The 19,678-nt window shown below is 64.5% G+C and carries 24 protein-coding genes, 2 tRNA genes and 1 other RNA gene; 10 read left to right on the top strand and 17 right to left on the bottom strand.

Features of this window, described 5'->3' with window-relative positions; translation table 11 throughout:
• Positions 1-4: 4 nt before the first annotated feature.
• The 7 genes from D6T63_RS04205 to D6T63_RS20185 all read right to left on the bottom strand — a co-directional run bounded on the left by D6T63_RS04205 (position 5) and on the right by D6T63_RS20185 (position 3,312).
• A complete protein-coding gene (locus tag D6T63_RS04205; protein ID WP_120147778.1) occupies positions 5-190 on the bottom strand; it encodes a hypothetical protein in 186 nt (61 codons plus the stop codon).
• A gap of 292 nt (positions 191-482) precedes the next feature.
• Positions 483-815 (bottom strand): hypothetical protein, encoded by a 333-nt coding sequence (locus tag D6T63_RS04210; protein WP_120147779.1) that lies wholly within the window; start codon positions 813-815, stop codon positions 483-485.
• 114 nt (positions 816-929) lie between these two features.
• The gene (locus D6T63_RS04215) at positions 930-1,748 is read right to left on the bottom strand and encodes a hypothetical protein (protein WP_120147780.1); all 819 of its coding nucleotides are present in this window, start codon (positions 1,746-1,748) and stop codon (positions 930-932) included.
• Positions 1,745-1,936, bottom strand: coding sequence for a hypothetical protein (locus D6T63_RS04220; protein WP_120147781.1), 192 nt, complete (start codon positions 1,934-1,936; stop codon positions 1,745-1,747). The genes D6T63_RS04215 and D6T63_RS04220 overlap by 4 nt, the downstream gene beginning before the upstream one ends.
• Before the next feature lie 139 nt (positions 1,937-2,075).
• Complete coding sequence (locus tag D6T63_RS04225) at positions 2,076-2,723, bottom strand: hypothetical protein (protein ID WP_120147782.1); 648 nt, start codon at positions 2,721-2,723, stop codon at positions 2,076-2,078.
• Between the two features lie 26 nt (positions 2,724-2,749).
• On the bottom strand, positions 2,750-3,028 hold the full coding sequence (locus D6T63_RS04230) for a hypothetical protein (RefSeq protein WP_220725875.1): 279 nt from the start codon (positions 3,026-3,028) through the stop codon (positions 2,750-2,752).
• A gap of 86 nt (positions 3,029-3,114) precedes the next feature.
• A complete protein-coding gene (locus D6T63_RS20185; RefSeq protein ID WP_120147784.1) occupies positions 3,115-3,312 on the bottom strand; it encodes a helix-turn-helix domain-containing protein in 198 nt (65 codons plus the stop codon).
• A gap of 123 nt (positions 3,313-3,435) precedes the next feature.
• Here D6T63_RS20185 and D6T63_RS04240 point away from each other — a divergent pair, with 123 nt between their 5' ends.
• From D6T63_RS04240 to D6T63_RS04250, 3 genes are all read left to right on the top strand, one after another.
• Positions 3,436-3,843 carry a helix-turn-helix domain-containing protein gene (locus D6T63_RS04240; protein WP_220725876.1) on the top strand — a complete coding sequence of 136 codons (408 nt, stop codon included), beginning with the start codon at positions 3,436-3,438 and terminating at the stop codon, positions 3,841-3,843.
• A gap of 70 nt (positions 3,844-3,913) precedes the next feature.
• Complete coding sequence (locus D6T63_RS04245; RefSeq protein WP_182976867.1) at positions 3,914-5,032, top strand: tyrosine-type recombinase/integrase; 1,119 nt, start codon at positions 3,914-3,916, stop codon at positions 5,030-5,032.
• Positions 5,029-5,637, top strand: coding sequence for a hypothetical protein (locus tag D6T63_RS04250; protein ID WP_182976868.1), 609 nt, complete (start codon positions 5,029-5,031; stop codon positions 5,635-5,637). Before D6T63_RS04245 ends, D6T63_RS04250 begins: the two co-directional genes overlap by 4 nt.
• A gap of 25 nt (positions 5,638-5,662) precedes the next feature.
• Here the strand turns inward: D6T63_RS04250 and D6T63_RS04255 are convergent.
• From D6T63_RS04255 to mptB, 3 genes are all read right to left on the bottom strand, one after another.
• Positions 5,663-5,735: transfer RNA gene (locus D6T63_RS04255), tRNA-Arg, on the bottom strand.
• A gap of 75 nt (positions 5,736-5,810) precedes the next feature.
• On the bottom strand, positions 5,811-6,230 hold the full coding sequence (locus D6T63_RS04260) for a DUF3224 domain-containing protein (protein WP_120147788.1): 420 nt from the start codon (positions 6,228-6,230) through the stop codon (positions 5,811-5,813).
• 82 nt (positions 6,231-6,312) lie between these two features.
• The gene (mptB, locus tag D6T63_RS04265) at positions 6,313-7,860 is read right to left on the bottom strand and encodes a polyprenol phosphomannose-dependent alpha 1,6 mannosyltransferase MptB (protein ID WP_235830546.1); all 1,548 of its coding nucleotides are present in this window, start codon (positions 7,858-7,860) and stop codon (positions 6,313-6,315) included.
• 286 nt (positions 7,861-8,146) lie between these two features.
• On the opposite strand from mptB, the gene orn reads away from it, so the two are divergent.
• The 4 genes from orn to def all read left to right on the top strand — a co-directional run bounded on the left by orn (position 8,147) and on the right by def (position 10,853).
• Positions 8,147-8,749 (top strand): oligoribonuclease, encoded by a 603-nt coding sequence (orn, locus tag D6T63_RS04270; RefSeq protein WP_120147789.1) that lies wholly within the window; start codon positions 8,147-8,149, stop codon positions 8,747-8,749.
• A gap of 125 nt (positions 8,750-8,874) precedes the next feature.
• Positions 8,875-8,947 (top strand) — tRNA-His (locus tag D6T63_RS04275).
• A gap of 155 nt (positions 8,948-9,102) precedes the next feature.
• Positions 9,103-10,275: an acyl-CoA dehydrogenase family protein gene (locus D6T63_RS04280; protein ID WP_120148044.1), complete on the top strand. Its 1,173-nt coding sequence runs from the start codon at positions 9,103-9,105 to the stop codon at positions 10,273-10,275.
• 5 nt (positions 10,276-10,280) lie between these two features.
• The gene (gene def, locus D6T63_RS04285) at positions 10,281-10,853 is read left to right on the top strand and encodes a peptide deformylase (RefSeq protein ID WP_120147790.1); all 573 of its coding nucleotides are present in this window, start codon (positions 10,281-10,283) and stop codon (positions 10,851-10,853) included.
• Positions 10,854-10,917: 64 nt separating this feature from the next.
• On the opposite strand, the gene D6T63_RS04290 is transcribed toward def, so the two are convergent.
• Positions 10,918-12,213, bottom strand: a complete 1,296-nt coding sequence (locus tag D6T63_RS04290; RefSeq protein ID WP_120147791.1) for an MFS transporter — start codon at positions 12,211-12,213, stop codon at positions 10,918-10,920.
• Positions 12,214-13,239: 1,026 nt separating this feature from the next.
• Between D6T63_RS04290 and D6T63_RS04295 the strand changes: the two genes are divergently transcribed.
• The gene (locus D6T63_RS04295) at positions 13,240-13,575 is read left to right on the top strand and encodes a hypothetical protein (protein WP_120147792.1); all 336 of its coding nucleotides are present in this window, start codon (positions 13,240-13,242) and stop codon (positions 13,573-13,575) included.
• 103 nt (positions 13,576-13,678) lie between these two features.
• On the opposite strand, the gene D6T63_RS19135 is transcribed toward D6T63_RS04295, so the two are convergent.
• The gene (locus D6T63_RS19135) at positions 13,679-13,816 is read right to left on the bottom strand and encodes a hypothetical protein (protein ID WP_182976869.1); all 138 of its coding nucleotides are present in this window, start codon (positions 13,814-13,816) and stop codon (positions 13,679-13,681) included.
• Between the two features lie 354 nt (positions 13,817-14,170).
• Positions 14,171-14,440, bottom strand: a complete 270-nt coding sequence (locus D6T63_RS04305; protein ID WP_120147794.1) for a hypothetical protein — start codon at positions 14,438-14,440, stop codon at positions 14,171-14,173.
• A gap of 309 nt (positions 14,441-14,749) precedes the next feature.
• Between D6T63_RS04305 and D6T63_RS04310 the strand changes: the two genes are divergently transcribed.
• Positions 14,750-15,178 (top strand): hypothetical protein, encoded by a 429-nt coding sequence (locus tag D6T63_RS04310; protein WP_147394300.1) that lies wholly within the window; start codon positions 14,750-14,752, stop codon positions 15,176-15,178.
• Between the two features lie 374 nt (positions 15,179-15,552).
• Here the strand turns inward: D6T63_RS04310 and rnpB are convergent.
• Positions 15,553-15,949, bottom strand: an RNA gene (rnpB, locus tag D6T63_RS04315) — RNase P RNA component class A.
• A 113-nt stretch (positions 15,950-16,062) separates the two neighbouring features.
• Here rnpB and D6T63_RS04320 point away from each other — a divergent pair.
• Complete coding sequence (locus tag D6T63_RS04320) at positions 16,063-16,824, top strand: YaaA family protein (RefSeq protein ID WP_120147796.1); 762 nt, start codon at positions 16,063-16,065, stop codon at positions 16,822-16,824.
• A gap of 63 nt (positions 16,825-16,887) precedes the next feature.
• Here the strand turns inward: D6T63_RS04320 and D6T63_RS04325 are convergent, their stop codons facing one another.
• The 3 genes from D6T63_RS04325 to D6T63_RS04335 all read right to left on the bottom strand — a co-directional run bounded on the left by D6T63_RS04325 (position 16,888) and on the right by D6T63_RS04335 (position 19,631).
• Positions 16,888-17,817, bottom strand: coding sequence for a reverse transcriptase-like protein (locus D6T63_RS04325; RefSeq protein ID WP_235830547.1), 930 nt, complete (start codon positions 17,815-17,817; stop codon positions 16,888-16,890).
• Positions 17,814-18,563: a zinc ribbon domain-containing protein gene (locus D6T63_RS04330; protein WP_120147797.1), complete on the bottom strand. Its 750-nt coding sequence runs from the start codon at positions 18,561-18,563 to the stop codon at positions 17,814-17,816. The genes D6T63_RS04325 and D6T63_RS04330 overlap by 4 nt, the downstream gene beginning before the upstream one ends.
• A 144-nt stretch (positions 18,564-18,707) precedes the next feature.
• Positions 18,708-19,631: a Nif3-like dinuclear metal center hexameric protein gene (locus D6T63_RS04335; RefSeq protein ID WP_120147798.1), complete on the bottom strand. Its 924-nt coding sequence runs from the start codon at positions 19,629-19,631 to the stop codon at positions 18,708-18,710.
• Positions 19,632-19,678 lie beyond the last annotated feature (47 nt).

The raw sequence follows: 19,678 nt of genomic DNA on the forward strand, positions 1-19,678 counted from the left end.
ACGATCAAACTCCTAATTCTGTAGTGAGGCGGCGGACATCCCCGACCGACACAAGGGTCCGACCGGAAACGTCACCGTGATCGACAAGCGTTCCCTGCTCGAGGAGTGCACGGATGGTTGCCTCAGGGACGTCGGTGATGGTGGCCGCCACGCTCGGCGGTTGAAGATTGCTGATGGGTATTTGAGTCATGAAGGCCTCCTGGGCCAGTTGGTGCGGGCGGATGGTTCGTGTGGAAAAAACCGGGAAGAGGTATTGGCTACTTCAAATCACGACCTCGCTCCATGGCTGGTCAGGCACGACGCCGGTCCATGACGGAAGCCCCTCAGAGCCGTCGGGCAAGTTGTCAGCGGCCCACTGGTGCCGTGCGTCATTCCATGCCGCCCAGCGCTGATACTCAGACGCGCCAGGCCAACTGTCAGGCTCGAACACGACCACGCTCGCCGGGAACCCCGCCGGCACCTCCGCAGGCCGCCTACGTCGCCTAACCACGGCGTCGGCCCACATAGACTCCGCGGACACCGTTGGACGGCGGCAGGTCATCGTCCAACCCGGGTATCTGCAGCGTTACCAGCAGCCGAGCAAGAGCCAGGCGCTGCTGGCGGGCTTCAGCGACTGCGGGATGGACCCGGGACCCCTGAGAACTCGTGAGCATCAGTCCGTCCTTCTTCACGGCGGCGTCGAGCCCCGCAACACGGTCGCGGATCCTGCACGCCTCCTCGAGGACGGCCAGCTCATGCTCAGCCCACTCGAACTCGTCCGTACACGAGTCCCACAGCTTCCGGCCCGGTGCATTCAAGCCCCTAGGTACTGCCATCTGAAGCACCTTCTACTGCCCCAAGGGCTGTTTGTTTCGGGCCGGGGAGAGATATTGCCTAACCCCAGCGGTGCTACTCGTTGTGTCGAGGGGGGACCCCCGGGTGGGTCGGTCCTACTTGAGGAGCTGTGCGGCTTGTGCCCCATGGTGGAAGGCGGTGACGGCTCGGCGTGCCTGCAGTGCTTGCCCGGCTTCGATGCCTTCCTGCATTGCATATGCGTGCTCCCTCCGCTTGTTCGTCTCAGTCGGGCCCGCGAGGCTGACTGTGTGTCCGGCGCTCACTCCTGCCCAGTGCGTGAGGTTCTTGCCGAGCATGCGGATGTCATCGGCGGGGGTGTCGCCCGTATGCAGCCGCCGGACGGTGCTGCCTACTGGCGTACCGTCGAGCCTGCCGATGATGCTGAGGAGCATGTTGATTGCCGAGTCCAGTGCCTGCAGAGTGTGCAGTGCTTCCCGTGCTTCTGTGTTCGCTCGTGCCACTTCGATCCCGGCTTTGAGAATCCGTTCGTCGTCGAGGTCGTCCATCCCACCGGCTATGAGTACGGCGTGTGCGGCGCTCAGCCTCTGGCCTGCCTCGTCGTACACGGGCTTGAACGCTTCCACGATCTCGTCGAGGTTGTCGGCGACGACCGTGTACAGCCGTGTCCTGGCTACTTCGGTCAGCGCTTCTGTGCCTGACATCTGCCGGAGCTTCTCCATCACGATGGCTTCCTGGATCCCCTGGTCGGTGAAGGGGTCGGTGCCTGCTTCGAGCGAGTCATTGACCGCTTCGGGGACGCTCTTGCCGGTGAAGTTCAGCTCGGCGGCTGCGTTGATCAGGCCCATCCTGCGGTCGAGCTCTTTGCGGATCTGGACGGGGATGGTGACCTTGTGTGCGTCCGCGGCCTTGAGAAGCTGGCGGACGGTGAGGGGAAGGGTTCTGGAGACGCTCATCGCGTTGTCCTTTCGTCGGTGGTCTTGCGTGGGCTGTTGCTGGGGGTGAGGTGTCCTCCGTGGATCCAGAGGCCTGCGAGGCCTGCGTCCACGAGCCGCTGCGCGAGGGCATCACCATTGACCGGCTCGCTGATGACTTCAGCGGGCCTGTTGCGCTTTCGCTGTTTCGGGTCGTGCTTCTGCGGCATCAGCGTTTTCCCTTCTTGGGTGCGTTGGGGCAGGAGGGTTGGTGGGCGTACTCGTAGGTGCATCGGCCCATCGCCCCGGCGGTGGACTCCCTAACCGTGGGGAAGCACTTCCTGCACTCCGACGGGGCTACTCGTCGCTTCATGTAGCTGCTTCTTTCTTTCGGAGGGTGTTGAGGATGGCGTACGGGTGAACTCCGGATTCCCACATCCCCGCGGCTGTCCGGCCGTCGATTCCCTGGACTCCGACGCCTTCGCTCGATAGCCAGAGCTCGAGCTCTTCGAAGTCGCTCTCAGGCTCAGGGGGAGAATTCGCGCGATCGCCGGGAGGTGATCCCGAGACAGAGGTCTCGGAATGATGGAGAGGATCTGTTGTAGAAGATCTGTTGGTGTATCTCAGCTGTGATACCCGGTCGGCTTCGTCTGATACCCGGTCTGTCGACTGTGATACCCGGTCTTGGTCTCGCTGCTCCCCTACCGGGTATCTCAGCTGTGATACCCGGTCGTCCGTGAGGTAGAGGTCGTAGCTGTCAGCCCATGTCCGGTCTGGGTGCCGGTTCGATTCCGTCGTCCGAGTAATCCACTCGTCTTCTCGGAGCGCTTTGAGTTGGCGCTTGATGGTGATGAGAGACTTACCCGTGACGGCAGCTAGCAGCTTGTTCCCTGGGTGCGCGTTCCGCCCCTCGGCGGTCGTGTAGTCCCAGAGCGCGAAGGCGACACTCTTCTGCACGTCTGACAAAGCTGAGCGCGACACTGCTCTGTGCCAGTCGAACTTGAAGGATGAACGCATGGTGGCTGCTTTCCGGGTGTGATTGGTCAGCAGGTGACTTCTGGTGTCTCCCGCGTCATACCGGTGGCAGTGATCCATGCGATGTGCTCAGAGGCACCGAGAAGCATTTGCGTGAATTGTGCAAGCTGCACCGGGGTGATGTCGCTCGCGCAGTCGACGGCGATGGTGAGACCTTCAGCGCCAGTCCACACCAGCTTTACCGACGCGAATTCGGTCTCCGTGCCTGGTCCCCACCACAGGTTCGGGTTGTCGGGATCCTGGGTGAAGTTCTTCGGTCGAGTGGTGGTCATCTCTTGAGTGCTCATCGTTGTGTCCCCTTGCAAGTTGTTCTTGATACCTCGAATGGCGAGTAGACGCCGTAGTCGATTCCTCTGATCCGCGGTGAGCGCCATCAGCGCTCCCTCCGTTCCTCAATCCAGGAGTCGAAGTCTGCGCGGGAGGTGCGCAGGTGCTTGCCGATGCGTAGGGCTCGCGGTGCTTTTCCCTTTGTCCGCCACTCGTAGTAAGTACGAACCGTGATACCCAGCTCGTTCGCTATCTGCTGTGGAGAAAGCCATTCGGTCGGAGTGGCTTCAGCTGTTCCTTGCATGTACGTCCCTCTCCTCTCGGGAATAATTCCATGCCCTGGAATATTCCGCTGGGAGAGACGCTACTGCTACTAATGATTCCTGTCAATTGCTCTTGTGACGTGTTGTCACCTATCCTTCGGAGCATGGAACAGAGCATCGAAAGTAAGCTGGGCCAGCATGTCCGCCTGCTGCGTGTGTCTCATGGAATGACGCAGGCAGAACTCGCCTCAGCGATGCGCGAGCAGGGCTGCCGCGTCACGCAGGCAACAATCGCGAAAATCGAGAAGGGCTCGCGGCCCCTCCCGGTGACCGAGATAATCGCGCTCGCGAAGGCGTTCGGTCTGCGCACTTCGTTCTTCATGCGCCTAGTCGAGGGGGACCCAGTAGCCGATGAGCTAGCTCAGGTGGAGGCAACTCTTGCCGGACTAGCCACCGAGGAGCGCCAAGCGAGGGACCGCATTCGTGACCTGGAGGGTGAGATCGGCGCTATCGATCGGGCTCGCCAGAAAGCACTGAAGCGCAAAGCCATTCTTGTGAAGACCAATGCCTAGGCCTCCCCTACCGCTGGGCTCCTGGGGGAAGGTCAGCCGCGATCAAGTCTCTCCCGGCGTCTGGCGCGCCATGGCTCGCTTCCGAGACTTCGACGGCATCACACGCAAGGTGGAGGTGCGAGCCGCAGCGACGTCGAAAGCCGATCGTGGCGCGCGAGCGGAGCGTCTGCTCATAGCTACGCTGCTGGATCGTGCAGCACCTGCCGGCGAGGACGTCACAGCCGATATGCGGCTCTCGAAGCTCTCGGTCGTCTGGTGGACCGAGTTCGAGCAGATGGACCGCGCACAGAACACACGGAGACGCTACCGCGAGGTGCTGGACGCCTACGTACTCCCCGGTGTTGGCGGTTTGAAGATCCGTGAGGCTTCGGTCAGCATCCTGGACCGCTTCCTGAAGACCATGACGGCCCAGCATGGCGCCGCCACGGCGAAGCTGTGCAAGACGGTCCTCTCGGGCATGCTGGGGCTCGCCGCACGCCACGGTGCACTCGAGTTGAACCCCCTGCGGGACGTTGCGGCGATCGCGGCAACCAAGAGCGAGGTAAAGGCGCTTGGGATCGAGGAAGTGCACGCTCTTCGGGCAGGCCTGCACCTGTGGCAGACCTCGAAGCCTGCGCGTGGTCGGCCGCGTCCGACCGACCTCCTCGACGTCGTAGACGTCATGCTCGCGACCGGGGCCCGCATTGGAGAGGCACTGGCGGTGCGCTGGAGCGACATCGACCTCAGCCCGAAGCGCCCCACGCTCACAGTCAACGGGACGGTCATTCACGTCAGCGGTAAAGGGCTCACGCTGCAGGAGCACCCGAAGAGCACGAACTCCCGGCAGCGCTACGTGCTCCCCCCGTTCGCCGTTGAGATGCTCTTGCGACGTCAGGTGCAGCAGAGCGCTGGCAACGCTTGGGACGTCGTCTTTCCGTCCTCGACGGGGACGCTGCGGGATCCCAACAACTTCCGGAAGCAGTGGCGCTCGGCGCGTGACGAGCTCGGCTTCTCGTGGGTTACGCCGCACACGTTCCGAAAGGCCGTAGGGACGATCCTCGCGGCCTCGGAGGGCATGGCAGCGGCGTCGGCGCAGCTCGGGCATTCCAGTGAGCAGGTGACCCGCACGCATTATGTACAGCGCGTGCACGACGCCCCTGATATGAGCCAGATTCTTCAGACATTCGGTACCAGAGACGAGACGCTTTGATCACTCCCGCGCCAGTTCCCCCCGCTGTGGGTCCCGCCGTCTCTGACGTCATCTCTCAAATCGGCGACTCGTGGGGCACCGTCATCGTCGCGATCCTCGGTTTCGCAGGAATCCTGCTCACGCAGTCGATTACGAATCGGCGTGAGCGGACACTGCAGGAACGCCTTCTCGTGCATCAGGTAGGCGCCGACTTGAGACTGCGTCGCACCGATGCCTACAGCGAGCTCACCGATGCGATCATGCACTTCATGCTGGTCATTCCGGATGTCCTACTACCAGAGTCAACCGCTGGCGACCTCGACGCTGAGGAGAGAGGTCCGATCAATAAGGCATCCGTGCGGGCCCAGCTGCTTGCCTCCGAACCCGTGAAGCAGAGCATTTCCGATCTGATGGACCGCGTTTACGAGTATGCGGATGACCTTAGTCAGGCCACCTGGGAAGCAGTCGATGACGCTACAGATGACTTCATTGCCGCCGCACAGGCCGAAGATGACAATGGCAACGTACTCGGCCGACAGAAACACCGACGGCGTCGTGTTTTCGGTGGGTATCCGGTGGATCGCACCAGTCAGGCAAAAAAGGAGAGCGGCCCTGACGAGACATAAGGCCTAGTCAGAGCCGCTTCGAGGGTGCCCCCGGCAGGATTCGAACCTGCGACCAGAGGATTAGAAGGCCCCTGCTCTATCCCCTGAGCTACGGAGGCAGTGACCCCAGTTTACTATGGCCCGCTCCACCGACCGGGGTCGGTACATCCTGCGGCTCCCCCGCGGCAGGGCGGCTACTCCTCGATCGCGGGGAAGGTGACTCTCAACTCGAGCCGGTGCTGACCATCCGGATCCTGTGAATAGACGGCTTTGCCGGAGATACCGGAAAGACCTTCGGTGCCCGACCCGGGGATGATGTGCCCGGAGCTCGCTGCGTCCGCACCCTCGGCGACGCCCCAGTGCTGCACAGTCATCGCCCCCGTGCGCTCGCCGATCCTGCCGACGAACTGTTCGGACGCCACGTAGCCTGCACCGATGTCGTTACCTGCCATCAGCAGTTCCGCCGTGCTCGTCCCGCTGATCTCGCCCTCGAAGACCTTCGCGGCCCGGACCCTTGAGAGCTCACCGGTGCTGCCTGGCTCCACGTACGGTTCCGCAACCCAATCGGTAATCTCGTACTCGCCGCTGTACGTCGTCGTTCCTATATCGATCATCCCCTCAGTATCGCCGTTACGCGCCGGTCCTGCATGTCGGGACCTGTCCGGGGAAGGGCTCGACGCCGGCACCGGCCGACTACTAGTGCAGCTGACCCGGAGCCAGGGGGCTGTAGCGCCGACGGAAAAGCACCTTCGTGCTGGGGTCGATGAAAACGAGGTAGAGCGCGAAGCCGAGGGCGACGAGGGCTGCGACCTGACGCGCCACCGCCAGGCTGAGATCGAAGTAGGGGAAGATGTCCAGCTGGTCGGAGATCGCGTAGACCATGAAGAAAGCCACCGTGATGTACATGAACTTCACCTGCCAGTCGTCCCGGATACCGGTGACGGCGAACAGCGGGATGAGCCAGACGACGTACCAGGACTGGATCATGGGAGCCAGCAGGACGATAGCCGCGAACGCAAAGGCCAGGCGTCGGACGAGGCGACTGTGATCGCCCCTGAAGACCTGGACCGCGATGATCACGAGGGAGGCCACGCGGGCGAGGGTATGGAAGGCGTTGGCGAGGTCCCAGCCGCTCAGTCCGAGGGCATTGCCGAGGGTTGCGATGACGAGACCGATGAAGCCGATTGGGGCGTACCAGATCCAGACGCTGCCAGGGGTGCTGAGCGCTCCCACCCAGCCGAACCCGAAGGTGTTCACGAGCCCCATGAGCCAAAGGATGCCCAGGCACAGGCCGGCCGTCATGAACCAGTAGAGGAACTTCCGCGGCCACGACGCTCCCTTGCCGGCCCACATCAGCCCGATGAACGGCAGGAAGATCAACGTGATCGGTTTGACGCCTACCGACAGTGTGATCAGCAGGATGCCGAGCAGGGGCCGCTTGGTCGCCGAGAAATACAGGCCGGCCAGCGCCAGACCGATCATCAGGGAGTCGTTATGGATGGCAGCGACGAAGTTGATGAGGAACAGCGGGTTCGCGGCCGTCAGCCACAGTGCGCGGTTCGCGTTGATCGAATGCAGTTCCGCCAGCTTCGGAATGAAGTAGACGCACAGCGCGACGCCGATGAGCGCCACAACCCTGAACAGGATGATAGAGGTATCCGGGTTGCCGCCCGTGATCCTCACGATGCCCTCCTCGATCCACAGGAAGACGGGTCCGTAGGGTGTCGCGCTCTGCGCCCAGAGATCATCGGCGCCGATCTGCAGGTAGTTGGAGATCTGCGAGTAGCCGTCCACGTACGGATTGAGCCCGGCGACCATGACCTGGCCCTGGGCGATGTAGGCGAAGACATCCCGACTGAACAGGGGCAGGCATGCGGCCAGCGGCACCGTCCAGGCGATGATCGCCTTCATGATGTACGGCCGCGTCTCGTCCGACCAGCCATTCAGTCGTTGACCCAGCCGCAGCCACGCACGGATCAGGAGCATCCCGCCCACGGCCAGGAGCAGGACGGACAGCACTGCGCCCGCGGGTTCGAAACGAAGCCAGATGATGATGGGATTGCGTCTGAGGTCCGCCGACGCGAGGGACAACCAGCCGACCCCGAGGGAGCCCATCCACATCATCAGGGAACCGATGAAGCCCTGCACGATCGCGACGTTCGGACGATTCAGGCCCGGCTGCGTCTCGACCTGTGTGAGCGGGAGCTGGGCGGGCATCTGGGAGATCCAATCGTCGGCAGGCATGAGTCGGCGTCGAACGCCCATGTCCTCAGGCCGCCGACCGATCAAGGCCTGACGACGGGCACACTGCGGTATGCAATGCCCTTGCCGGAAGCAGCAGGGTTACCCAGATCTCCCCGCAGCCCTGAGCGAACTGTTCGAATATTAGCATCGGCATCGTCCCTCGCCCCATAGGCAGCACAGGAGCCCGCGCGGCGACAGACAGACGGGGAGCGTGCACGACGGCGCGGATTCACGGCTCGCGTGATGGGCGATCAGGCGCGTCGGTGCTGGACTGTAGATTGGTCGGATGCCGATATCGAGTGAACACATCGTCTGGATCGATTGCGAGATGACGGGGCTGGACCTCGCCCATGACGCCCTGATCGAAGTGGCCGTCCTCGTGACCGATGCCGAGCTCAACATCCTGGGCGATGGGGTCGATCTCGTGATCAAGCCGACGCCCGAGGCGCTGGCACAGATGGGTGACTTCGTGCGGACCATGCACACGACGTCCGGGCTCCTCGAGGAACTCGACGGCGGCATCACCATGGAGGACGCGGAGCAGCAGGTCCTCGACTACATCCGCAAGCACGTGCCGGAGCCCCGCAAGGCGCAGCTCGCCGGCAACTCCGTCGGCACGGACCGGAACTTCCTCCTTCGCGACATGCCCCTCGTGGTCGATCACCTGCACTACCGGATCATCGACGTCTCGACCATCAAGGAACTCGCGCGCCGCTGGTATACCCGCGCCTACTTCCAGTCGCCACCGAAGACGGGCGGTCACAGGGCGCTCGGGGACATCGAGGACTCGATCAGGGAACTCCGCTATTACCGGGCCGCTGTCTTCGTGCCCGCGCCCGGACCGGACTCCGCCACCAGCAAGGCCATCGCTCGTACCATCACGTCCTGACCTCCTGGACTGCGGCCGACCTGGCCTGTCCTGAGCACGATGAATTGTGTGTAAACTTGTATCCGCTGCCTTCCCCGGACAGCCTGACGGGAAGTCTTTCCGCAGGCTACCGATGAAGTCGCATGGTGGGTATAGCTCAGTTGGCAGAGCGCCTGGTTGTGGTCCAGGAGGTCGCGGGTTCAACCCCCGTTACTCACCCTCAGTCGTCGGGATCGTTCCCGACCATGGATGCCGTCCCGGAGATCGTCCGGGACGGCATCCGTATTTACGGCCCCAGCACGCCCGTGCCCGGGGTGGCACGCCGTCAAGGTCTGCGCCGCCACCGGTCCGACAGCAACGAAGGACCCCGCACCATGGAACGCACAGTGTTCGATGAGGATCACGAGCTCTTCCGCGACGTCGCCCGTGAATTCAACGACCGCGCCGTGGCGCCCCACTACGCGGAGTGGGACCGGCAACACATGATGGACCGGTCCGTATGGACAGCCGCAGGCGAGCAGGGTCTCCTCGGTCTGGCTGTGCCCGAGGAATTCGGTGGTGCGGGCATGCCCGACTACCGCTTCCGCTCGGTCCTCGACGAGGAATTCGCGCGCAGCAACCACCTGGCCGTAGGTCTGGCCTTCCACCTGCACGACGACCTCGTTCTGCCCCACCTTCTCGCGTACGGCTCCGAGGACCTCAAGGAGCGGTGGCTGCCCGGCATGGTCTCCGGGGAGATCGTGACGTCGTGTGCCTGGACGGAGCCGGGTGCCGGCAGCGATCTGCGCGGCATCAGGACCAAGGCGGTCCGCGACGGTGATGACTGGCTCATCAGCGGGCAGAAGGTCTTCATCGGCAACGGGATCAGCGGTGACGCATCCCTCGTTCTCGCCAGGACCGATGGCAGCACCGGGCGCGGTTCCAGCGATTCCTTCTCCCTCTTCATGGTGAGCAGAGGCGAGGGCTACACCCCCGGCCGCCAGCTCGACAAGATGGGACTTCGCGCCTCGGACACGGCGGAGTTGTTCTTCGACAACGTCCGGGTGCCGGGATCCGACCTCGTGGGCGAGGTTGGCCAGGGCCTGCGCTACAGTCTGGAGCAGATACCCCAGGGTCGGCTCGGGATCGCCGTCGCGTCCGCGGCCCTCGCCCGAGCCACCTATGAGCAGACCCTCCGGTATGTCACCGAGCGCAGTGCCTTCGGGGAAAGGGTGCTCGATTTCCAGAACACCCGTCACGTCCTCGCGGACATCCTGACCGAGGTGGAGGTGACGGAGACCTTCGTCGATCAGTCGGTGCTCGCCTTCAATGCCGGCGCCCTGACCCCCACTGCCGCGGCCCAGGCCAAGCTGTGGGCGAGCGAGCGGGCGAAATCGATCACCGACCGCTGCCTCCAGCTCCACGGCGGGTACGGCTACATTCTCGAGTACCCGGTTTCGCAGGCGTTCCTGGCCGCGCGGCTGCTGACGATCTTCGGCGGAACCAGCGAGATCATGCGCGAGTCCATAGGCCGCTCCATCGCAGGCCGATCCCCGCAGAACAGGTAGATGCCATGACTGTCCATCCCATCACCATCATGGGGGAACCGGTCCTGCACCGGCGAGCCCGCCCCGTCGAGGCTTTCGATGATGAGTTGCGGGCCCTGATCGCCGACCTGTTCGAGACGATGGACACCGCGAACGGCGTGGGCCTCGCGGCTCCGCAGATCGGCGTGGGACTGCGCATCTTCGTGTACGGCATGGAGAACGACGACGACGTCCCGCCGCGCGGCGTCCTCGTCAACCCGACGCTGGTCACCTCCAAGGTGCCGGGGTCGGACCCTGACCCGGAGGAGGAGGCGGAGGGCTGCCTCTCCGTACCGGGCGAAGCCTTTCCGCTCAAGCGTGCCGAGTGGACGCGCGTGACGGGCTTCGACGGCGACGGGTCCCCTGTTGAGTTCGAGGCCACCGGATGGTTCGCCCGATGCATGCAGCACGAGTACGACCATCTTGACGGCAGGCTCTACGTGGACCGGCTCAACGCCAAGTACACACGTAGAGCCAGGAAAGCCATGAAGAACAATGGCTGGGGCATCCCTGGGTTGACGTGGATGCCGGGCGTCGATCCGGACCCCTTCGGGCACTGATCCCGCGCAGGTAGGGCCGGCAGATCCCCGGTCCAGGTTGTTCGAGGACGGGCCCGGGGAAGTTCTACAGCGAGCCTTTCGGTGCTTCCTCGCGCGGGACGGGCGCGGGTGCCTCGGCGAGGTCCTCGAGGCGCGTGACACCACGCAGCGGACCCAGCAGGGCCACGAGCGGCGCCGTACACGCGATGACGACACCGACGAGGATCGCCTGACGGATGCCGACGGTTTCCGCGAGCACACCGGCTGTCAGGCTGGCGAGGGCCAGCATCCCCCAACTCACGGTGCGGGATGCCGCTCCCAGCCGCCCCATCATGCCGGGAGGACAGACGCGCTGGCGAAAACTCGAGCCCACCACGATGTTCCATGAGACGCTCGCGCCCATCACGAACATACCCGCAACCCCCCACAGCATCCCCCAGCCGGGTGAGAGGACCAGCAGCGAGCCGTAGCCCAGGACGCCCGGCACCATGGACCAGCGCCACAATGGCCCGGACCCGAAGCGTTCGCCCATCCAGTTCGCGGTGACGCCGCCTACCGCTCCCCCGAGTGAGGCTGCCGCAAGCAGGAGTCCGAGCCACACTTCGGATTCTCCCAGCGTCCTCAGCACCAGCAGGACGATGAGGGAGGCGGCGATGTTGCCGCCGAGGTTCCAGAGGGCGGCGTTGAAGAGCAGGGCGCGGAGGGGCGCGGTGCTGAACGTGTAGCGAAGGCCATCGGCCATCTCACGGACGATCGGCCGCTTGGTCGGCGGCTGGACGACTTCTTTGACGTCGAGACGCTGTACCGCGAAGAGCGACACGATCGATGCCGCGAGCTGGACCAGGAGGGTATTGGAGGCACCCGCAAAACTCGTGAGCCACCCGGCCATTGCTCTCCCGGCGGCGTCGGCGGCGGCGCCGGACCCCGTGATGAGGCCATTGCCCTCCATGAGTTCATCCGGTGTCACCGCCTGCTGCACCAGGGCGGCGTCGGCCAGTTGGAAGAACACGGAGGCCACCCCGGCGATGAATGCCACACCGAACAGCAGCGGCGTACTCAGGAAGCCGAGCCAGTATCCAAGGGGCAGGACACCGAGGACGACCACGCGAACGGCGAGCGCGGCCATCATGACGGGCTTGCGTGGAAGGCGGTCCACCCAGACGCCGATCAGTAGGCCGAGGATCAGCCACGGGAGAAAGGTCATACCGGCGAGGGCGGCGACCTCGAAATTACTGGCCTGCAATTCCACAGCGGCGATGATCGGTAGCGCCACGGCTGCGACGGCGTTTCCCAGGACACCCGAGGTGCTCGACACCAGGAGAGCGCGAAAGTTCCGATTGCGCGCGAAAAGACGTTGCTCTTTGATGCCCCCAGCGCTCATCCGATCACCCTAACCGAGGCCGGGTAGGGTGAACGGACGCTTCTGGCCAATCGTAGATAGCTCATCCGCCACCCTTGACGTTTGGAGGGCCTGCGCCGACAATGGTTCGTTTCAGCAATGATCTGGTGATCCCTTCTGAAAGTTCCCGGTTTCTCCCTCGGCTTAGCGATACCTGTTTCGATTGCCCGAACCCTAGGAGGAGTGGACCATGGATATGGGAGAGCTTCCCGCGATCGTTCCCCCCAGCATGATTGCGGTCGATGCTCTCCCGAGGCGGCTATAGACGCCGGGCGGTCCCCCTACCTTCTGAGACCGGGTACGGGGGACCGTTTCACGCCCGGGGCGTGTTCGATCCGCCCATGGGATGTAGGGAGGTGAACGGGCCAGCCCCAAATGCCCCAGCAGTAGGCCGACCCGTTCCTACCGTCGCGCTTGCGTACGAGACCCGCGGCGGTGTTCCAAGATTAGGCCGACGACTGCTCCGGAACAACGTCTGACGCGCCGGGAGAGCCGTGGGTTGTCGCCGGGCCGAGAGCGCGGCCCGGCTCTCGCCGCGCTGCCGCCGAGAGGGTCGGTAGTGGGATGGGTCGACCGATATGCCGGGTATCTACCCCGTCTGCTTCTCACCTGCGGTAATGCCAGCTCGGGTGAGACTGGGGCGAGAACCGCCGAACAGAGGGTAATAACCCGATCGGTCGGCGGGGCCGCCCGGGTGTCGTCATCGTGCCACAGACGGCTGTACGTGGAGAGCGTCTCGTTGGCGTCCTTGCGCCCCAGCCGGTGCGCGACAGCCACCGGTGACATGCCCCCGGCGATCAGCACTGGCCTGCGCCTCGTTTTTCCTTGGCGGAGAGCCGGCGTACTGCTTCGATGATCCCCCTGCGGGTGATCCTGCCTTCCGTGAAGCCGGCTGAGCGCAGTGATGCCCTTTTCTCTTCGGAGTGCGGGGCACTTTCGTCACTGCGTGCTAGCCGACACGGAGCGACAGGATCTCGTCGCCGCCAGCCACGAACGTAAGGTAGTCCGATGACCATCGAACTCCCTACCGAGCGAGCACCCCTCGATGCGAGGGTAATCCCAGCTCTCGACGCGTTCACTGGCGCCTCCGACGCAAACTCGCTCGACCGCATAACCGCAGCCATCACCGCCGCGGATGCCATCGACGCCCAGCACGGCATTCACCGGGTCAAGGTCGACGACGAGACGGTCGAGCGCATCGCCTTCACTCTCGGCAGGATCTACAGCCGTGGGGACGAGTTCGACTTCCGCGATTACATGAGGACGGCGCGAAAGGTCCTCGACGCCCTGACCGGCCGGCCCGCCGCGCCCAGCTGGGGCGACCAGGTCGGTGAGGTGCACTGACGCTGCTCGCGGTGACTGCAGGAGTTCTCGCTGACATCAGGACCGACGTCGTGCAGTAGAGCCCCGACCCTTCATCAGGTAGAGCTCTACTGCCTCGTGCGAGCTAGCGGAGCATGAGTGTCAGCACCACCAGGATGCAGGCTCCGCCAAGCACGAGGAACGCCAGGCCCTGATGCTCGAGCCTTTGATTCGGATCCGTTCGCTGGAGATAGTCGTCGACATAGTTCCTTAGGGCATCCATTTTCGAAGTGTAGCGATTGTCGTGTCGGTGGTGGCCGCTCCGGTGGCGGGGATGGAACGCGCACCCCGCCCAGGCTGGCACGGCATCCCGCCTTCCAGGACAAGTTCCTTCCACCCATCGGCCTCCCCGAACCCACAGCGGGTGTCACGGCGACGGAGCGAAACTCCTCGCCCATCTGGTGTGACCTGGTCTATTCTGACGGCCACTCGCAGACGGTGAAGGGCTTTGCGATGGACTGGACGAACAGCATGGTCCTGGGCGAGTGGGTCGAATACTCGATGCCCGTGAGGTTTGGGTGAACGCGAACGTCGTCCGGCGCCGGCAGGTGGAAGTAAAGAGGCCGAACCGCGACGGCTAGTCGCTCTTCGATCTGAACGCCGAAACCAATTTCTGAACAAGAACGACCAGCAGCAGCGCAGCCCCGCCGAAGAACAATGCGGCGAGCCATAGATCCGGGGCCTCACCGCTGCCATTCGTGCCCCAACCAAGACGCCATGCTGCGAGTGTGCAGGCAATCATGGAAGCACCGACGATGAAGCAGATCGCTACCCATTTCGGCCGTCCTATATCCATTCGCTCAGAGTAGATCAGGGCTGCGCTGCGGATGTCACGGCGTTGCGCCATACCCAGCCCTCTCCATGCATCGGTGTGGGCTCAAGGAACCAGATCAAGCGGCCGCAATGCTCGGCGTACCGCTTGTTCTGACCCAGAACCGGGAGCGTACGTGCCAGCAGTGGCATCCTGGAAACGTGAGCTGACACGGCGCGACTGACCACCCATGAATGACTCGCGTCTAGCATTACGGTGACTCTCACTACATGAGACCAACCTTGGGGGAACCATGTTCGACACTTCTGCTGTGCCTACGGATGCCACAGGTGGCACGCCGTCATGAACGTTTCCCTTCTCTCGGACCCATGCACCACCGGATGGATGAATTGGGGTTACGGCGAACTGTGGCTCACTCCAGATCACCTCGTCAGAATCGGTCGGCGCGGACTCACGCTGCGTTCCGCTGCACTCGGCGGAGCAATGGGCGGGGCCATGGTGGCAGGGGGCATCCTCGCTCTGAAAGCCGTCGAAGCAGCTGACAGGAAATTCGGTGAGAACCGGCTCAAGCCAGGCGCCTCGATGGACGTCGATGCGGATCAATGGGAGCGACAGATCGCGGCTCATCCGCAGCGCACTCTCATGCTGCCCCTCAAGCACATCGCGAACGTAGATCTACGGCTGGGACTCAGCACATCACGGCTGAATGTTGCGATGACAGACGGTAAGCGACACAAACTCCTCTGGATGTTCAACGAGCACGCTGCTCCTTTGCTCGCCGGCAGATTCGGGCCGCAGCTCGGCCAGCCCTGAGCGACCTCGGCCGGGATCACTGACGACCATCCTGAAAGTGCTCCTGTCCTCAACCGAAGTCCCACGAGGATCGTCACCCTGACCACCCAGCGCCGCTTCATGACCCTGACTGATGTCGCTGAGGAGTTGGCGCTCTCCCAGTCGCAGATATACGTCCTCGCGACGTCAGGCGACCTGCCAGCCGGCGGACCTCCCCACGGGGTACGTCCGGGGACATCGACAGCTCGGGCCGTGCGGATTACGGAGAGGATCGGGGTGAGATCTGGGTGATCCACTTCCCACCGCTACCGGTCAATTCCGCCCATCAGCAGACGGGGAAATTGCCAGCGTTTCCGGGAGAAACGCCGTAATCAGCGTCCTACTAGGCCGGTCGAGGGATGGGTCGACCGATACGCCGGGTTCTGTCATCGCACGCCGTTGCCGTCGCGCGAGTGGCGGCCATCCATCTACGAACGCCGTTGCCGACGCCCTCCAGCGGCCTACCCGTGCACTCGGGCGGGCAGCCCTCGATCGCGCACTGTCTGGCCTTGCTCCGGGTGGGGTTTACCGAGCCGTGCCGGTCACCCGGCACGCTGGTGGTCTCTTACACCGCCTTTTCACCCTTACTCCCCTGCATGCCGAAGCCTGCGAAGGAGCGGTCTCTTTTCTGTGGCACTGGCCTGCGGGTTACCCCGAGTGGGCGTTACCCACCACCCTGCCCTGCGGAGCCCGGACGTTCCTCGGTGGAGCGGGTGCTCGCGCACCGTCCAACGCGGCCGCCTGGTCGACCCATCCGTCGTCCATTCTAGGCGGTGTTCTGTCCTGTCCGGCCCCATGGGTGGAGGACGCTTTGCCTCCGGGCGATGTCGCGCGGGACTGTCGACGGAGTTGGATACAGTTGATTGGTGCTGATCCTGCTCCCTCCCTCAGAAGGCAAGTCCGCCGCCCGCAAGGGCGAGCCGTTCATCCTGCAGGAACTGCACTTTCCCGTTCTGAATGAGGCTAGGAGGAGCGTGCTCGACGCGCTGAGGACCGCGAGCGGGACAGCTGACGCCCACGCTCTCCTCGGGGTCGGTGCGTCGCTCTCCGAGGACGTACGGCGGAACCTGATCCTCGATGAGGCACCAGCCGCCCCCGCGCACGACGTGTACTCCGGAGTCCTCTACGACGCCCTCGGTTACGCACGCATGACCCCGGTGCAGAAGAAGAAGGCGAGGGAGCAGTGCGTCGTCGTGTCAGGCCTGTGGGGGGCCCTCGGTTTCGGTGACCGTATTCCCGCCTACCGCCTGTCGATGTCGGTCGATCTTCCCGGCACGGGCCGGCTCGCCGCCTACTGGAGGAAGCACCTCTCGGCTCCGCTGCTCGAGCACGCCGGTTCAAAGCTGGTCGTCGACTGCCGCTCCAGCACATACACGGCAGCCTGGGCTCCGCCGCCGCAGCAGACCGCCGCTGTCAATGTGTTCCAGTTCCGCGGTGGCAAGCGAACGGTCGTCTCGCATTTCGCCAAGCACACGCGGGGCGAACTGGCCCGGCACCTCCTCACCCGGCGCGGGTCGGCACCCTCGACTCCTGCTGCCCTGCTTCGCGCAACGCATGAGAAATGGGCCGCGGAGCTGGAGCCTGCAACGAGCAGGAAGCCCGCCCAGCTCAATATCCTGCTCGACTGACGACCGGCTGACCAGCGCCTGACGACCGACCGAAGCCGCTTGACAGCCGCCGAACACGGACTGTCAGTCGGCGACCAGTTCCACCTCGAACCCCTCTTCATTCTCCAGGTAGGCGGCGTAGTGGTCGGGGCCTCCGGCGAAGGGATGGCGATCCGGGAACAGCAGCGACCAGCCGTGGCTTGCAGCGCGGCGCGTCAGCAGATCGACGTCGGCACGGGAACCGGCGCTGAAGGCGAGGTGGTTGACACCGGGGCGACGACGATCGTAGGCACCGTCGGCGACATCGGGGCCGCTTTCCAGAACTACGTAGAATTGGTCCGAGCCGAAGCTGGTGCCGGTGTCCCAGGCTTCCCTGCGGGGAAAGCCCAAACGCTCGAGCAACCAGCCGAGGCTCGCGTCAGCCCCCTTCAGGTCCTTCGTCCACACCTCTACGTGGTGGAGCCTGCCTGCGGGACGGGGCTCGTCGGACAGCGCCACAGCTTCCTGCTGCGGCTCGGCGACACGTCGCGGCTTCCATTCCACCCCCGCCATGCCTGCATCCATCCCCTCGTTCGACAGGCGGTCGGCATCCTTGTTGCGCTCACGCGGTATCCATTCGTAGGTCACGCGCCGCGGATCGAGGACCTTCCGCGCCTTCGCCGCGAGGACGCGCATGTCCGCGTGCTTGATCTGCCACCGGCCGGACATCTGCTCGACGACCAGCTTGGAGTCCATCTTGACGTGCACGGACGCCGTCGGGTTGATGTCCCGCGCCAACTCCAGTCCGGACACCAGGCCCGAGTACTCCGCGACGTTGTTGGAGGCCTTGCCGATGTAGGCGGCCTTCTCCATCAGGATCCGTCCCGTGTCGGGATCGCGCACGAGCGCTCCGTAGCCGGCGTGCCCGGGATTGCCCCGGGACCCGCCGTCGGCCTCGACGATGAGGCGTGGGGGCGCACCCTCCGTACTTCTGTCGTCGCGCTCATAGGGGTCGAACAACTGCTGATCCGTCACGGCTGCTGGTTCCCCCAGTCACTCGAGCGGATCAGGATGCACCCCGAGTCGGGGCACAGGACGATATCGTCCGGTGCAGCGCCCGAGATGTCGGCCAGGTCACCGGGGCTCAGCTGCATTCCGGAGCCTTCCGACTTGCCGTGGAACAACCGTGCTGCTCCGACGCCGCGCCGTGCGAGGATCCGCTCGTAGATCGCCAGAAGCGCGGTATCGAAGGTTGCGGCGAGTTCGTTGCGCTGCGCCTGCACCTTCCCGCGCTGTGCCTCGATCTCGGCGAGCTCTGCGTCGCGCGCCTCTTCGAGGGCACGCAGTTCCTCGCGCACGGCGTTGGTCCGACCCTGCTCTTCGGCCCGGGCCGTTCGCGCCGATTCGACGCGCTCCATCACGTCGAGCTCCACGTCCTCGAGGTCTGAACGCCGCTTCGTGAGCGAAGCCACTTCGTGCTGCAGGGCCGTCAGGTCCTTGGAGGTCCCCGTACCGCTGTTGAGTCGTTTGTCATCGCGTTCGAGCCGTGTCACGACTGCCTGCACCTCGTCCTCCGCGCGGGTCAGTTCGCGTTCGAGGTCGCCGAGTTCGGTGGTGGCTCGCACCAGCTCGCCGTCGACCTCCGCCACACGTGACGCCACAATCCCGAGCTCGGGGTTGCTGCGCGCGGCGGTCGCCCTGCGGGCAAGCTTGTTGAGGGTCGAGTCGAGGGCCTGCAGGTCCAGCAGGCGGAGTTGTTCCTCAGGTGCAGCCTTGGCCACGATTAAACCTCCAAAATGGTTGGATGGCGCACGACGAGCGGGCGTGGGCGTCGCTCAAGCCTAGGCCACGTCAGCTGCTCGAGGGGTCAGGCGGGGCACCAGCCAAGGTGCCAGGCGGGGCAGCCGTGAGCGCGCATCGGAGTGTCAGCGGCCGGGGGTGAGGACGAAGTCCCAGGGGTCGGTATTGACACCGCTCACGCGGATGTCGGTGCTGAACCCCTGATCGGAGAGGACGTTGGCCAGGGCGTCGGCCGCAGGCGTGAGCCACAGCCACTCGCTGCCGAAGTGTGACACGTCGATCAGGTACGGCGTCGCTCCCCCGGCCGCCTCCCGCACCTCCGACGCGGGATGGTGCCGCAGGTCGGCCGTCACATAGACATCCGCGCGGCTGGAGCGGACTCGGTCGAACAGCGAGTCCCCCGCGCCACCGCACACTGCAATGCGGCGCACCAGTGCATCCTTGTCACCTGCGACCCGCACCCCGCCGGCCACGGCCGGCAGGATCGAGAACACGGATTCGGCGAAGACCCCGAGGGCCACGGCGGACTCGAGGTTCCCTACGCGTCCGATCCCCTCCTCAGGCAGGCCCTCCGCTGCCCGGGTCAGCGGTTCGATGTCCTGGAGACCAAGGGCATCGGCGAGCACATCGGACACGCCCCCGACCGCACTATCGCCATTCGTGTGCACCGTGACCAAAGCGCAGCCCGCCTCGATGAGGCGATGGATCGCGTCGCCCTTGAACCCGGACGCCGCGACCGTCGATACGGGCTTGAGGAGGAGGGGATGGTGCGAGACGATCATCGTCGCCCCCCAGCCAAGCGCCTCGTCTAGGACGGCGGCCGTGGGGTCGACAGTGAACAGGATCTTGTCGACACGATTGCCCGAGCGTCCGGCAACGAGGCCGACGGCATCCCAGCTCTCCGCGAGGCTCTCCGGCCACAGCTCTTCGATGGCGACGAGCACATCACCGACGGTCGGCGTCGTCGTGGGCGGCGGTTCGGTTGGGGCTGCCCCGCTCGTCCCGGGTACCGACGGTCCGAGGCCGGCGTCGTGCTCGTTGTGTTCCATGACACCAGTAATACCCGTCGCCCGCGCACCCCTCCAAGTCTGTGTAT

Source organism: Arthrobacter cheniae (assembly GCF_003602275.1).
In the GTDB taxonomy this organism is placed as follows: Bacteria; Actinomycetota; Actinomycetes; order Actinomycetales; family Micrococcaceae; genus Arthrobacter_D; species Arthrobacter_D cheniae.